Here is a 13,386-nt window from a genome sequence, read left to right as displayed (position 1 = left end):
ATTTCCTCACACTGCGGGCCACGCCAGGGCACCGTCATGCAGGCGCGCCGGCTCGAGCGCCGCGAGGCCCGCCACGCCGGCCCGCACATAGGCCGCCAGGCGCGCCACCGCGGCAGCGTCCGGTGCGGTCTTGCCGAAGATGTTGCGGCGCAGGGCGTCCTGGAGCGCAGCCGGATCGGCATCCGCCATCGCCGTGCGGAAGGCGAGCGCCCGGCCGTGCAGCCCTTCCGCCATCACCTTGATGCGGCGCCCGACCCCCAGATCCTGGGCTCCCATCTCGCGCACGGCGACGTCGAGATGCGCGAACATCGAATCGAACAGGGCCTGGGCGATCGCCTCCCCGTCCGGTTCCACCCGCACCCGGTCGATCACCATCCAGGCATGCAGGGCCAGCACGTCGAAGCGTCCGTCGACAGTGTCGGGCACCCCCAGCTCGGCAAACAGCGCCGGCTGGCGCGCCTGCGCGGCGATCGCGGCATAGAGCCGGTCGGCAGTGTCACGATGCGGCGAGCGCCGCCGCAGCAGGCCGAACATGGTCGATACCATCCCTGGGTGCGTCCGACCGATACACTGCGTATCGGCGGGGTTTGACTTGCCGTAGCGCCATCGGCATTGTGCCGGCGCCCGGCGGTCTTTAGGCCCGCCGACGTCCATGATCAAGCCGCGGGCCAACCCGAATGCGCCGTATTCCCCTTCGTCGACTGCTGCCGCCGTCGATCGCCCTGTTGTCGCTCAGCACGCTCGTCATCGGGGCCTGCGATCCCATCGTCGACGTGCGCGGCCACGTGCCGACGCCCGGCTCGCTGGAGAAGCTCGAGGTCGGCACGCAGAGCCGGGACGACGTGGAGCGCCTGCTGGGCAGCCCGTCGACGAAGTCGACCTTCGCGCTGGGCGAAGACACCTGGTACTACATCAGCCAACGTCAGGAATCTCTGGCCTTCTTCGAGCCCAAGATCGCCGAGCAGAAGGTGACCGCCGTCGCCTTCGGTGAGAACGGCCGCATCAAGTCGATCAAGACCTATGGGCTGCAGGACGCCAAGGACGTCACCATGGTCGACCGCAAGACTCCGACCGCGGGCAAGGAGCTGACCGTGCTTGAGCAGATCTTCGGCAACGTCGGCCGCTTCGGCGCCCCGAAGAAGTGAGCCGCAGACACCTCAGGTTTCACCTGAGAATTTTGACGTAATAGACTGAAAACAAAAAGAAACCCCGATGGTTTTACCATCGGGGTTTTGTTTGAGATCGCCGCGCGGTTACTGGTGGGCCAGGATGGCCAGCAGCAGCAGCGCCACGATGTTGGTGATCTTGATCATCGGGTTCACGGCCGGGCCGGCGGTGTCCTTGTACGGATCGCCGACGGTGTCACCGGTCACCGCCGCCTTGTGGGCGTCGGAGCCCTTGACGTGCTTGACGCCGTCCTTGTCCACGAAGCCGTCCTCGAACGACTTCTTGGCGTTGTCCCAGGCGCCGCCGCCGGCCGTCATCGAGATGGCGACGAACAGGCCGGTGACGATCACTCCCAGCAGCATGGCGCCGAGCGCCGCGTAGGCGTTCTCGGCCCCGGCGATCCAGCGCACGACGAAGAACAGCACGATCGGCGACAGCACCGGCAGCAGCGACGGGATGACCATCTCGCGGATCGCCGCCTTGGTGAGCATGTCGACCAGGCGGCCGTATTCCGGCCGCACGCCCTGCTTGCCTTCACGCAGGCCGGGGATCGACTTCAGCTGGCGGCGCACCTCCTCGACCACCGAGCCGGCGGCACGGCCGACGGCCGTCATGCCCATCGCCCCGAACAGGTAGGGCAGCAGGCCGCCCAGCAGCAGGCCCACGACCACGAACGGGTTCTTCAGCGAGAACTCGACCGCCGTCACGCCCAGCTTGCCCTGGGCGATGAAGTACTCGAGGTCCGAGGTGTAGGCTGCGAACAGCACCAGCGCACCGAGGCCGGCCGAGCCGATGGCGTAGCCCTTGGTGACCGCCTTGGTGGTGTTGCCCACGGCGTCGAGCGCATCGGTGTTCTTGCGCACCTCCTTGGGCAGACCGGCCATCTCGGCGATGCCGCCGGCGTTGTCGGTGACCGGGCCGTAGGCGTCGAGCGCCACCACCATGCCGGCCAGCGCCAGCATCGCGGTCGTGGCGATGGCAATGCCGAACAGGCCGGCCTGCAGGTAGCAGACCACGATGCCGACGCAGATGATCAGGGCCGGCAGCGCCGTGGCTTCCATCGAGACCGCAAGGCCCTGGATCACGTTGGTGCCGTGGCCGGTGACCGAGGCCTGCGCCACCGACTTCACCGGCCGGTAGCCGGTGCCGGTGTAGTACTCGGTGACCCAGACGATGAGGCCGGTGACCACCAGGCCGACGATGGCGCAGATGAAGAGGTTCATGCCGGTGAAGGTCAGCGAGCCTACGGTCATCGTCGCCTTCATGCCGACGACGTAGTCGGTGATCGGCCAGAACGCGATCGCCGAGAGGACGGCCGAGACGATGAAGCCCTTGTACATCGCCCACATGATGTTGTTGTCCGACCCCAGCTTCACGAAATACGTGCCGATGATCGAGGTGATGATGCAGGCGCCGCCGATGACCAGCGGGTAGAGCATCAGGCTCAAGGCCTGCGCGTCCTTGAAGAAGATCGAGGCCAGCACCATGGTCGCCACGGTGGTGACGGCGTAGGTCTCGAACAGGTCGGCCGCCATGCCGGCGCAGTCGCCGACATTGTCACCGACGTTGTCGGCGATCGTGGCCGGGTTGCGCGGATCATCCTCGGGGAAGTCCTCTTCGACCTTGCCCACCAGGTCGGCGCCGACGTCAGCACCCTTGGTGAAGATGCCGCCGCCCAGACGGGCGAAGATCGAGATCAGCGAGGCCCCGAAGCCCAGCGCCACCAGCGAGTCGACCACGGTGCGGCTGTCGACCTTGGCGCCGAGCAGGATCATGTAATAGACGGCGACGCCCAGCAGCGCGAGGCCGGCCACCAGCATGCCGGTGACGGCGCCGGCCTTGAACGACAGGTCCAGGCCATCGCCCAGGCTCTTCTGGGCGGCGACGGCGGTGCGCACGTTGGCCCGCACCGAGACGTTCATGCCGATGAAGCCGGCGGCGCCCGAGAGCACCGCGCCGATCAGGAAGCCGATGGCGGCCCACTTGCCCAGCAGCAGCCCCAGGACCACCAGCACGACGATGCCCACGATCGCGATGGTGGTGTACTGGCGCTTCAGGTAGGCGCTGGCGCCCTCCTGGACGGCCAGGGCGATTTCCTGCATGCGCGGCGTGCCGGCGTCCTTGGCCAGGACCGCGCGTCCCGTGACCAGGCCGTAGAGGACGGCGATCACGCCGCACCCTATGACCGCCCAGAGTATAGTCGACATCAGTCTTTCCCGTTGTTTTTCAAGCTCTTGGAGATCGATCGCGGGAGATCCCCACGACCGCCGGGCGCGTTTCCGGATCCGTTAGGGCCCACCTGTCGGAAGTTCCCCCGGGCGCAAGGCGGGCGGAACATGCCAGAAGGCCCCCAGCCATGCAACTGCGGCAAGTCGCACTGAATCGCGATTTCCCGCGCGTTTTCAATGGGCTGGACGCGCTCGATCATGATCCGGCTGGAACCCGGCGGGCGAGCCGCAGCCAGGTCAGAGCCAGCAGCGCGATGCCGATCAGCGGCAGCGCGAGGTAGTTCAGCGCGTTCCACCCCCAGGCCTGCTGCAGGATGCCGGCCAGGAGGCTGGACGTCGCCGTGGTGCCGAACACGAGGAAGTCGTTGAGCGCCTGCGCCCTGCCCCGCTCCGACGGCCGGTACGCGGTGGTGACCAGGGCCGTGGCGCCCACGAACAGGAAGTTCCACCCGACGCCGACCAGCAGCAGGCCGGCCCGGAAGTTCCATACGTCGATGCCGGCGAGGTCGACGGCGACGGCCGCGACCAGCATCACAATGCCCAGCATCATGATGTTGAGCACGCCGAAGCGGCCGATCAGGTGGCCGGTGAAGAAGGCCGGCACGAACATCCCCATCACGTGCCAGAAGATGGTGATCGGCGGCTCGCGGGCGTCGATGCCGCAGGCGACGATGGCCAGCGGCGTGGCCGTCATCAGGAAGGACATCACGCCGAACGACACCATGCCGGCCAGCACGGCCACGACATAGACCGGCTGCGTCGCGATCTCGGCCAGGCTGCGCTGCGGGCCGCTGGCGTGCTCGACCTTGACCGCCGGGAACTCGATCAGGCGCAGCACGCCGAAGGCGGCGGCGTGCAGCACCACCAGGCCCATATAGGTCGCCAGGAACTGGTGCGGCAGCAGGTCGGGCGTCAGGCGCGCGATCAGCGGCCCCAGGATGCCGGCGACCACGCCGCTGGAGGTGACGTAGGAGATCGCCTTGGCGCGGTATTGCGGCGGCGCCAGCTCGGTGGCGGCGAAGCGGTAGAGCTGCATGTTGGCGACGGCGTAGCCCATCACCAGTCCGCCAAAGCACAGCAAGGAGAAGCTGCCCAGCCAGATCGCCAGGCTGCACAATCCGCCGCCCGTGATGCCGGCCAGCGACCCCAGCCCGAAGCCGAACGGGCGGCCCCGCCGCTGCCCCATCAGCGCCGCCGGAAACACCGACAGCATCACGCCCAGGTGCTGCAGGGTCACCGGCAAGGTGGTCCAATAGAAATCGCGGCCTTCCAGGGTCTGCGCCGCCAGCGCCGTAGTGGAGATGATCAGCACGTTGCCGCTCTGCGCCAGGGCCTGGCACAGGGCGAGCAGGAAGACGTTGCGGACAACGTGGGCGCCGGACCCGGCAGCCACCTGGGACGGGGGCGAACTCATGGGGCGCGCGACAATAGTGTCGCGGCGTCCCGATACAAGCCCGGCGGCAGGGAAGCGGCTATGCGGCCGGAAGCGAGCCGGCGCCCCTAGCGCGGCGGCGCGCCATAGGCCAGCGGGATCGCCGCCTGGGGCGAGAGCACGCGGAAGGTGAAGCTCTCCTCGATATAGAGCCGGACCCGCTCGGCGTTGTGGTCCAGGTAGCCGATCGAGAAGTCCTGCCCGACCGTCAGCTCGAAGTCCTCGCCGCGTGTCGACATCACCAGGCCGCCGTCCAGGCCCGGCGCCCAGATCAGCGGTCCGTCCACCAGCTTGCGCACGTGCTCGAGCACGGGGTAGCCGCCCTTGGTGCTTTCCGTCAGGTCGGTGTAGTAGCGCTCGCTGAGCGCGATGGCATAAGGGCCGCCGACACCCTCGTTGCGCAGCTTGTTGAGCGCCGTGGCGACGGCCACAGGGTAGTTCTCGTAGTCTTCACCCAAGGGGATGGCCACGTCGGCCTGGGCTTGGCAGATGCCGCGGATGCCGGCTGCATGGTAGCCGTGGAAGATGGCGCGGTCCTCGGCGATTGCGATCGCGCGCGCCGCGTCGATCACGGGATCGGTGTCGAAGTCCTTGGCGCCGCGCTCGATCATGTCGAGCTCGGACCGGCGCAGCTCGAAGGGCACGCGCAGCTCGACCAGCGGCTGGACCTGACGGATGCGGGCATCAACGCCGTCGGCCGGCCGGGCGATGTGCTCGGTGCGGCCGGTCCCGACCGCCGACGCCGACCAGCCCTGCGGGCCGACGAAGTCCACCAGCCGGCGTGCCGCCAGGGTGATGGAGAGGGTGCGCTTGGCCTCGTTCTCGATCTCCTGCCAGGCCGTGGTCGATATCGGCGCGAGCTCGCGCAGCAGATGGTTCATCGCTAGCCCCTCCCCCGCAGGCTGCCGATACCGAGGCTGCCGTCGCTGCCGCCGGCACCACCACTTGCTTCAGGCGCAGCGCCGCCGGTCACAGCGGCTTCCTTGGCGCCGATCGGCCCGTCGCTGAACAGGAAGGTGCGCAGGTGCTCGTCCAGCACCGGATCGTTGCGGCGCAGCCACTCCAGGACCATGGCGGCGTGCTCCTTCTCCTCGTCGCGGTTGTGCGCCAGGATGGTGCGCAGCTCGGGATCGCTGGTGGCCTGGACCCTCTGGTTGTACCAGTCGACAGCCTCCATCTCCTCCATCAGCGAGACGATCGCGCGATGCTGGTCGAGTGTCAGCGGTCCAAGCTTTTCCGGGTCTTCATGCAGCGTCTCGCTCGACATGGCCTTGTCCCCACATGTGACAAACAAGCTCGATCATAGCCCGCCAGCCGCACAGCGCCAGCGGCCGGTTGTGGCAACGCGGCAGCCGCCGCAACTGTTCCCTTGACAGGCCACGTTGTCGCCCTTTTCCGCCCCGTCCGGCCCACCTACATTCATCATGAGTCTCGTACGCGTCCCGCCAGCTCTCACATGGAGGACCAGCCGATCGCCCGCCGTCGCGCCGATATCCCACGCTCGATCACCCGGTGGCTCGTGCTGCTGGCGCTGGCGTGCGGCCTGGCGGTGGCGGCCGGCGCGGCCGCACCGCAACGCACGGGCCTGCTGCTGGCGGTCGACGGCGCCATCGGCCCGGCCACGGCCGACCATGTGACGCGCGGCCTCGCGGCAGCGGCCAAGCGCGGCAGCACCGTGGTCGTGATGCGCCTGGACACGCCGGGCGGCCTCGACACGTCCATGCGCGAGATCATCCGCGCGGTCCTGGCCTCGCCCATCCCGGTACTGACCTATGTCAGCCCCGGCGGGGCGCGCGCCGCCAGCGCCGGCACCTACATGATGTATGCCAGCCATGTCGCGGCGATGGCGCCGGGCACCAATCTCGGCGCCGCGACTCCGGTCGCGATCGGCGGCGGCCGGCTGCCGATGCCCGACGAGGGCGATATGGCGCGCGATCGCAAGGGCGACGACAAGGGCAAGACAGGCGCCACGCACGATCCCATGGAAACCAAGGTGATCAACGATGCCGTCGCCTATATCCGCGCCCTGGCCGACCTGCGCGGCCGCAACGCCGACTGGGCCGAGCGGGCGGTGCGCGAGGGCGCCAGCCTGACGGCGCGCGATGCGCTGGCGCAGCAGGTCATCGACATCATCGCGCGCGATGTCGATGACCTGCTGACCCAGGCCGATGGCCGCGTGGTGGAGGTCCGCACGGCCAAGGTGACGCTCGACACGCGCGGCCTGACGCTCGAGCGCTTCGATGCCGACTGGCGCACCCGGTTCCTGGCCGCCATCACCAACCCCAACGTGGCCCTGATCCTGATGATGATCGGGATCTATGGGCTGATCTTCGAGTTCATGCATCCCGGCGCGCTCTACCCCGGCACCATCGGCGCGATCTGCCTGCTGCTGGGCCTCTATGCGCTGGCGGCGCTGCCGGTGAACATCGCCGGGCTGGCGCTGATCGTGCTCGGCGTCGCGCTGATGGTGGCCGAGGCGTTCGTGCCGTCGCTGGGCGCGATCGGCATCGGCGGCGCCGTCGCCTTCGTGCTGGGCGCGGCGATCCTGATCGACACCGACCTGCCCGAGTTCGCCATCGCCTGGCCGGTCATCGGCGGCATCGCCGCCAGCGGTCTCGCCTTCGCCCTGCTGGTCGGGCGCGTCGCGGTCGGCGCCTGGCGGCGGCAGGTCGTGACCGGCCGCGAGCAGATGATCGGCGGCCGCGGCGATGTGCTGCAGTGGCGCGATCGATCGGGCCGCGTGCAGGTGCATGGCGAGCGCTGGAAGGCGGTGTCGAGCGCCGCCCTGCGGCCCGGCCAGCGGGTCCGGGTCACGGCGCTCGACGGCCTCACCCTGACCGTCGAGCCCGACGGATCCGATTCGAGCTAGCGGAGGCGGCGCCCATGCCCATGTGGACCGATTTGGCCTTCTACCTGCCGATCCTCGTCATCGTCGTGGCGTTCCTGGCGTCGGCGATCAAGATCCTGCGCGAGTACGAGCGCGGCGTGGTCTTCACGCTGGGCCGCTTCACCGGCGTGAAGGGACCGGGCCTGATCATCCTGGTGCCGCTGGTGCAGCAGATGGTGCGCACCGACCTGCGCACGGTGGTGCTGGACGTGCCCAGCCAGGACGTGATCTCGCGCGACAACGTGTCGGTGAAGGTCAACGCCGTGATCTACTTCCGCATCGTCGACCCCGACAAGGCCATCATCCAGGTCGCCGACTTCCTGCAGGCGACCGGGCAGCTGGCGCAGACCACGCTGCGCTCGGTCCTGGGCAAGCACGACCTCGACGAGATGCTGGCCGAGCGCGACAAGCTCAACGACGACATCCAGGAGATCCTCGACGCGCAGACCGATGCCTGGGGCATCAAGGTGGCCAATGTCGAGATCAAGCACGTCGACATCAACGAGAGCATGGTGCGCATGATCGCCCGCCAGGCCGAGGCCGAGCGCGAGCGGCGCGCCAAGGTGATCCATGCCGAGGGCGAGCAGCAGGCGGCCGAGAAGCTGCTCGAGGCGGCACGGACGCTCAGCCTGCAGCCCGAGGCCATGCAGCTGCGCTATCTCGGCACGCTCAGCAGCATCTCCAGCCAGCACAGCTCGACCATCGTCTTCCCGTTCCCGATCGATATCGGCCGCTTCTTCGCCGGCCCGGACAGGAAGGCCGCGGAGTGAGCTTTCGGACCGCGCGCCTCGGCGCGCAGCGCCGATTTCATGAGGGCGCGCGTGGACGCGCGCGGTCCAAAGAAAGAATTCAGCGGTGCCGGTAGCTGGCGCGGCTCAGGGCCAAGGGCCGACCGCCCCGCTCCACCGCCACGCCGCTGCTGCCCGCCTCGATGCGGCCGATCGCGGCGACCGGCACGCCGGCCAGGCCCGCAGCCTCAGTGATCGCGGCGGCGCGCGCCGCCGGCGCGGTGAACAGCAGCTCGTAGTCGTCGCCGCCGGTCAGGACGGTCTCCAGCAGGTCGGGACGGCGCGCGAGCACGGCCCTGGCGGCGGCCGACAGCGGCACCGCATCGGCGTCGATCACGGCGCGCACGCCCGAGCGGCTGCAGATATGGCCGAGGTCGCCGACCAGGCCGTCGGACACGTCCATGCAGGCGCTGGCCACGCCGCGCAGGCGCTGACCCAGGTCCAGGCGCGGCTGCGGCAGCAGGTAGCGGTCGTCGAGGAAGGCCCGCTCGGCGGCGCCCGCCGCCGGCAGCCGGCCGGTGTTGGCCAGCAGGCCCAGCGCGCCGTCGCCGATGGTGCCGCTGACGAACACGCCATCGCCCGGCCGCGCGCCGCCGCGGCCGGGCGTGGCGCCGGCCGGCGCCGTGCCGAAGGCCGTGATCACGATGGTGAGCGGGCCGGGCGTCGACGTCGTGTCGCCGCCGCAGAGCGCGATGCCGTACGTCTTCTGGTCGTCGGCCAGGCCGGCGCAGAACGCCGTCAGCCAGGCATCGTCGATGGCGTCGGGCAGCACCAGCGCCAGCTGGTAGGCCAGCGGCCGCGCGCCCGCCGCGGCGAGGTCCGACAGGTTGACACGCAGCGCCTTGCGCGCCACCAGGCCGGGGTCATGCGCGGCCAGGAAGTGCACGCCGCAGACCAGCGCATCGGTCTTGACCACCAGCTCCTCGCCCGGCGGCGGCGCCAGCCGCGCGGTGTCGTCGCCCAAAGCGAAGGCGCCGGGGAAGCCCGCCGCCAGCGGCCGCAGCAGCGTGGCGATCAGCTCGAACTCGCCCAGACGCGTAGCCGCCATGATGCGCTCCAGGTCATCCGAGCGCAGCGAGGGATCTGCCGCGAATGGCGCACCGTGCGTCTTCCACGGAAGATCCCTCGCTGCGCTCGCGATGACGAGCAGGCATGGCCTAGCCGTCCTTCGGCGTCTGTGCGTCCCTGGCTGCAAACTCGTCGGGCCGCAGCTGCCGGCCGATGCGATCGAGCACCGAGGTCACGAAGCCCGGCTCGTTGCCCTGGTAGAACTGGCCGGCGACGCGGGCGTACTCGGACAGGATCACCGCCGCCGGCACGTCGCGCCGCGCCTTCATCTCATGCACCCCGGTCACCAGCACGGCGCGCATCAGCCGGTCCAGCCGCGCGATCTTCCAGTCGCTGGCCAGCGCCCCCTCGACCAGCGCCATCAGCGCCGCCTGGTCGGCCTCGACGCCGCTCACCAGCGATCTGAAGAACGGCCGGTCGGCTTCGGCCGGCATGCCGGCATCGCCGCCCTCGGCAATGCGGAACTTCAGGAACTGCTCGACCACGTCGCTGGCCTTGTCGTCGCTCTGCAGCAGCTGGAACACGGCCTGCACCGCCGACAGCCGCGCCATGCCGCGCGCGCTGGGGCCCGAGGGCTCGCTCTTGCGCACCGCCGCGCTCACGACGCCACCCGGAAGCGCTGTCGCAGCGCCATCATGCTGAGCGCGGCATAGGCGGCGTCGGCGCCCTTGTCGCCTTCGCTGCGGCGCGCGCGCGCCCAGGCCTGCGCGTCGTTCTCGACCGTCAGGATGCCGTAGCCGATCGCCAGCCGCCGCTGCACGGTAAGCTCCATCAGCCCGCGCGCGCTCTCGCCGCAGACATAGTCGTAGTGCGAGGTCTCGCCGCGGACGACGCAGCCCAGCGCGATGAAGCCGTCGAAGCGCCCACTGTCGGCGGCCATGGCGATGGCGCCGGGAATCTCGAAGGCGCCGGGCACCGCCAGCCGCTCGCCCGCCACGCCGTGGCGTGACAGCTCAGCCAGCGCGCCGGCGGCGAGCTCGTTGGCGAGCTCCTCGTAGAAGCGCGCCTCGACGATCAGCACGCGCGCGCCTGAGGGCAGCGGCGAGACCAGGGGTCGGGCGCCGCGTTGAGCTTCGGCCATGATGCTACGACTCCGTGCCGATGGTGGGCAGCGGCCGCTGCTCGACCGTGCGCAGGGCAAACCCGCCGACCCCGACCAGGTTCTTCTTAGTGTTGGTCAGCAGGATCATCTTCTTGATGCCGAGATCGATCAGGATCTGGGCGCCGACGCCGTAGTCGCGCAGCTCCCCGACCGGCGTCTCGACCGTCTGCCCGGCGTGGCGCCTGGCGAGCGCCATCTGCACGTTGAGCGGCTCGCGGATCAGCACCACGACGCCCCGGCCCTCCTGCGCGATCAGGCGCATGGCGCTCTCGATCTCGCCGCCGCGGCCGGGCAGCTTCTCGCCCAGCGAGTCGGAGAACAGGTTCATGGCGTGCACGCGCACCAGCACGGGCTCGTCGGTGTTGACGTCGCCCTTCACCAGCGCCACGTGCTGCGCCTTGGTGGCCTTGTTCATGTAGACGATGGAGCGGAACTCGCCGCCGTAGCGGCTGTCGATCGTGGCCTCGCTCAGCCGCCGCACGATCGAGTCGTACTTGCGGCGATAGGCGATCAGGTCGGCGATGGTGCCGATCTTCAGGCCATGCAGCTGGGCGAAGCGGATCAGGTCGTCGCGGCGCGCCATGGTGCCGTCGTCGTTCATGATCTCGCAGATCACGCCCGCCGGCTGCAGCCCGGCCAGCCGCGCCAGGTCGACCGCCGCCTCGGTGTGGCCGGTGCGCTCCAGCACGCCGCCCTCGCGCGCCACCAGCGGGAACACGTGGCCGGGCGAGACGATGTCCTGCGGCCCGCAGCTGGGGTCGATGGCCACGGCGATGGTGCGGGCGCGGTCGGCGGCCGAGATGCCGGTGGTGACGCCCTCGCGCGCCTCGATCGACACGGTGAAGGCCGTGCTGTGGCGGCTGGCGTTGTCGCGCGCCATCAGCGGCAGGCCCAGCTGCTCGCAGCGCTCCCTGGTCATGGCCAGGCAGATCAGGCCGCGGCCGTAGCGGGCCATGAAGTTGATGGCCTCGGCCGTGGCCATCTGCGCCGGGATGACCAGGTCGCCCTCGTTCTCGCGATCCTCGTCATCGACCAGCACGAACATGCGGCCGCGGCGGGCTTCCTCGATCAGCTCCTCGGCCGGTGCCTTCATCTCCTGGAACGTGACGCGCCAGGGTTCCTTCGCGACGACACTCATTGCCGGGTCCTCTCCAACAGTCGCGCAACGTAGCGTGCGAGCATGTCAGCCTCAAGATTGACCGCGTCGCCCGGCTTGACGTGCGCGAAGGTCGTTTCCGCCTGGGTGTGCGCAATGATGTTGACGCCGAACCGGCGGCCATCGACCTCGTTGACGGTCAGGGACACGCCGTCGACCGCCACCGAGCCCTTCGACGCCATGAACCCGGCCAGCGCATCGGGGGTCTCGAACACGAAGCGCAGGCTGCCGCCCTCGGGCGTGATCGAGACGATGCGGCCGACGCCGTCGACATGGCCGTAGACCAGATGCCCGCCCAGCTCGTCGCCCAGCTTCAGCGACCGCTCCAGGTTGATGCGGCGGCCGACCTGCCAGGTGCCCAGGGTGGTCTTCGACAGGGTCTCGCCCGAGGCGTCGGCCGTGAACCAGCCGCGCCCCTGGGCCTGCCCCTTGGTCGTCACCGTCAGGCAGCAGCCCGAGCAGCAGATCGAGGCCCCGATCGGCACCGTCTCCATGTCGAAGCGGGTCGCGATGGTGAACCGCTGGTCGCCAGCGTCGCCGGCCCGTGTGATGTCGGTGACCTCGCCGACGTCGGTGATGATGCCTGTGAACATGGCCTGGAACCTATGCGTGTCGCGTCCAGGTTTCCAGCACGTCGTCACCGGTTTCGCCCAGCGACTGACGGCTAAAACGCCGCGCTGCGGCCAGCCGTTCCAGGCCGTAGGCCGCCACCCCCGGCAGCCCGTCGCCACCGATCATCACGCCGGCCCGGAAGATCGCCAGCCGGTCCACGAGGTCGGCCGCCAGCAGCGCCGCCGCCAGCACGCCGCCGCCCTCGACCAGCAGGCGCGTCAGCCCCTGCCCACCCAGCGCCTGCAGCAGAGCATCGGGCCTGACGCGGCCGTCGGCGCCGCGCGGCAGGCGGTGCACGACCACGCCCTGGTCCTCGAGGGCGGTGATATTGCCGGCCGGCGCGTCCTCGGCGCACATCAGCCACACCGGCACCGCGCGCGCCGAGCGCGCCAGGGCCGAGCCGGCCGGCAGGCTGGCGCCGCTGTCGGCGACGACGCGCACCGGCGAGCATGCCGCCAGCCCCGGCAGCCGGCAGGTCAGCTCGGGATCATCGGCCCGGGCGGTGCCGATCCCGACCATGATCGCATCATGGGTGGCGCGCAGCAGATGGCCGCGGGCCCGCGCCGCAGGGCCGGTGATCCATTGGCTGTCGCCCGTGGCCGTGGCGATCCGCCCGTCCAGCGACGTCGCCAGCTTCAGCGTCACCAGCGGCCGGCCGGCGCGCACACGGCAGAAGAAGCCGGCGCCGATCTCATCGGCCTCGGCGCGGCCGACGCCCTCGCGCACCTCGATCCCGGCGGCGCGCAGGATGGCGAGGCCGCGTCCGGCGACCCGGGGATCCGGATCGCCCGTGGCCACCACGCAGCGCGCGATCCCGGCGGCGACCAGCGCCTCGGCGCAGGGTGGCGTGCGGCCATGATGCGCGCACGGCTCCAGCGACACATAGGCCGTCGCCTGCCGCACGTCGGCGCCGCCGGCCTGCGCCGCGGCCAGCGCCGCCGCCTCG

Annotated in this window: 14 protein-coding genes; 3 read left to right on the top strand and 11 right to left on the bottom strand. The window is 70.1% G+C overall.

What is annotated here, in order from left to right:
* Positions 1-6: 6 nt before the first annotated feature.
* Positions 7-534: a ubiquinol-cytochrome C chaperone family protein gene (locus FHP25_RS24795; protein ID WP_178133761.1), complete on the bottom strand. Its 528-nt coding sequence runs from the start codon at positions 532-534 to the stop codon at positions 7-9.
* A 143-nt stretch (positions 535-677) separates the two neighbouring features.
* Between FHP25_RS24795 and FHP25_RS24790 the strand changes: the two genes are divergently transcribed.
* On the top strand, positions 678-1,145 hold the full coding sequence (locus FHP25_RS24790; protein ID WP_147849663.1) for an outer membrane protein assembly factor BamE: 468 nt from the start codon (positions 678-680) through the stop codon (positions 1,143-1,145).
* A 108-nt stretch (positions 1,146-1,253) separates the two neighbouring features.
* On the opposite strand, the gene FHP25_RS24785 is transcribed toward FHP25_RS24790, so the two are convergent.
* The 4 genes from FHP25_RS24785 to FHP25_RS24770 form a co-directional block, all read right to left on the bottom strand.
* Complete coding sequence (locus FHP25_RS24785; RefSeq protein ID WP_147849662.1) at positions 1,254-3,374, bottom strand: sodium-translocating pyrophosphatase; 2,121 nt, start codon at positions 3,372-3,374, stop codon at positions 1,254-1,256.
* 217 nt (positions 3,375-3,591) lie between these two features.
* A complete protein-coding gene (locus FHP25_RS24780; RefSeq protein WP_147849661.1) occupies positions 3,592-4,809 on the bottom strand; it encodes an MFS transporter in 1,218 nt (405 codons plus the stop codon).
* An 86-nt stretch (positions 4,810-4,895) separates the two neighbouring features.
* Complete coding sequence (locus FHP25_RS24775) at positions 4,896-5,708, bottom strand: family 1 encapsulin nanocompartment shell protein (protein WP_147849660.1); 813 nt, start codon at positions 5,706-5,708, stop codon at positions 4,896-4,898.
* 2 nt (positions 5,709-5,710) lie between these two features.
* Entirely contained in the window at positions 5,711-6,094 is a 384-nt protein-coding gene (locus FHP25_RS24770; protein ID WP_147849659.1) for an encapsulin-associated ferritin-like protein, read from the bottom strand.
* A 189-nt stretch (positions 6,095-6,283) separates the two neighbouring features.
* Between FHP25_RS24770 and FHP25_RS24765 the strand changes: the two genes are divergently transcribed.
* Together FHP25_RS24765 and FHP25_RS24760 are read left to right on the top strand one after the other, a co-directional pair.
* Complete coding sequence (locus FHP25_RS24765; RefSeq protein ID WP_147849658.1) at positions 6,284-7,696, top strand: NfeD family protein; 1,413 nt, start codon at positions 6,284-6,286, stop codon at positions 7,694-7,696.
* Positions 7,697-7,710: 14 nt separating this feature from the next.
* Positions 7,711-8,484, top strand: a complete 774-nt coding sequence (locus FHP25_RS24760) for a slipin family protein (RefSeq protein ID WP_178133760.1) — start codon at positions 7,711-7,713, stop codon at positions 8,482-8,484.
* A 79-nt stretch (positions 8,485-8,563) separates the two neighbouring features.
* Here FHP25_RS24760 and thiL read toward each other — a convergent pair whose 3' ends face one another.
* From thiL to ribD, 6 genes are all read right to left on the bottom strand, one after another.
* Entirely contained in the window at positions 8,564-9,550 is a 987-nt protein-coding gene (gene thiL, locus FHP25_RS24755) for a thiamine-phosphate kinase (protein WP_147849657.1), read from the bottom strand.
* A gap of 109 nt (positions 9,551-9,659) precedes the next feature.
* The gene (gene nusB / locus FHP25_RS24750; RefSeq protein WP_147849656.1) at positions 9,660-10,172 is read right to left on the bottom strand and encodes a transcription antitermination factor NusB; all 513 of its coding nucleotides are present in this window, start codon (positions 10,170-10,172) and stop codon (positions 9,660-9,662) included.
* A complete protein-coding gene (gene ribH / locus FHP25_RS24745; protein ID WP_408068547.1) occupies positions 10,169-10,654 on the bottom strand; it encodes a 6,7-dimethyl-8-ribityllumazine synthase in 486 nt (161 codons plus the stop codon). Before ribH ends, nusB begins: the two co-directional genes overlap by 4 nt.
* Before the next feature lies 1 nt (position 10,655).
* Entirely contained in the window at positions 10,656-11,810 is a 1,155-nt protein-coding gene (gene ribB / locus FHP25_RS24740) for a 3,4-dihydroxy-2-butanone-4-phosphate synthase (protein WP_147849654.1), read from the bottom strand.
* Positions 11,807-12,421, bottom strand: a complete 615-nt coding sequence (locus FHP25_RS24735; protein ID WP_147849653.1) for a riboflavin synthase — start codon at positions 12,419-12,421, stop codon at positions 11,807-11,809. Before FHP25_RS24735 ends, ribB begins: the two co-directional genes overlap by 4 nt.
* A 10-nt stretch (positions 12,422-12,431) precedes the next feature.
* Positions 12,432-13,386: bifunctional diaminohydroxyphosphoribosylaminopyrimidine deaminase/5-amino-6-(5-phosphoribosylamino)uracil reductase RibD (ribD, locus tag FHP25_RS24730; protein WP_147849652.1), on the bottom strand; the 955-nt coding region annotated here is incomplete at its 5' end.

The organism is Vineibacter terrae, assembly GCF_008039615.1.
Classification (GTDB): Bacteria; Pseudomonadota; Alphaproteobacteria; order Reyranellales; family Reyranellaceae; genus Vineibacter; species Vineibacter terrae.
Note: the sequence above shows the minus strand (reverse complement) of the source record. Positions and strands in the feature narration are given on the sequence as shown.

Excerpts from the sequence above, each read along its gene's own strand:
- FHP25_RS24795 (WP_178133761.1), bottom strand. The coding sequence starts at position 534 with ATGTTCGGCCTGCTGCGGCGGCGCTCGCCGCATCGTGACACTGCCGAC.
- FHP25_RS24790 (WP_147849663.1), top strand. The coding sequence starts at position 678 with ATGCGCCGTATTCCCCTTCGTCGACTGCTGCCGCCGTCGATCGCCCTG.
- FHP25_RS24785 (WP_147849662.1), bottom strand. The coding sequence starts at position 3,374 with ATGTCGACTATACTCTGGGCGGTCATAGGGTGCGGCGTGATCGCCGTC.
- FHP25_RS24780 (WP_147849661.1), bottom strand. The coding sequence starts at position 4,809 with ATGAGTTCGCCCCCGTCCCAGGTGGCTGCCGGGTCCGGCGCCCACGTT.
- FHP25_RS24775 (WP_147849660.1), bottom strand. The coding sequence starts at position 5,708 with ATGAACCATCTGCTGCGCGAGCTCGCGCCGATATCGACCACGGCCTGG.
- FHP25_RS24770 (WP_147849659.1), bottom strand. The coding sequence starts at position 6,094 with ATGTCGAGCGAGACGCTGCATGAAGACCCGGAAAAGCTTGGACCGCTG.
- FHP25_RS24765 (WP_147849658.1), top strand. The coding sequence starts at position 6,284 with ATGGAGGACCAGCCGATCGCCCGCCGTCGCGCCGATATCCCACGCTCG.
- FHP25_RS24760 (WP_178133760.1), top strand. The coding sequence starts at position 7,711 with ATGCCCATGTGGACCGATTTGGCCTTCTACCTGCCGATCCTCGTCATC.
- thiL (WP_147849657.1), bottom strand. The coding sequence starts at position 9,550 with ATGGCGGCTACGCGTCTGGGCGAGTTCGAGCTGATCGCCACGCTGCTG.
- ribB (WP_147849654.1), bottom strand. The coding sequence starts at position 11,810 with ATGAGTGTCGTCGCGAAGGAACCCTGGCGCGTCACGTTCCAGGAGATG.
- FHP25_RS24735 (WP_147849653.1), bottom strand. The coding sequence starts at position 12,421 with ATGTTCACAGGCATCATCACCGACGTCGGCGAGGTCACCGACATCACA.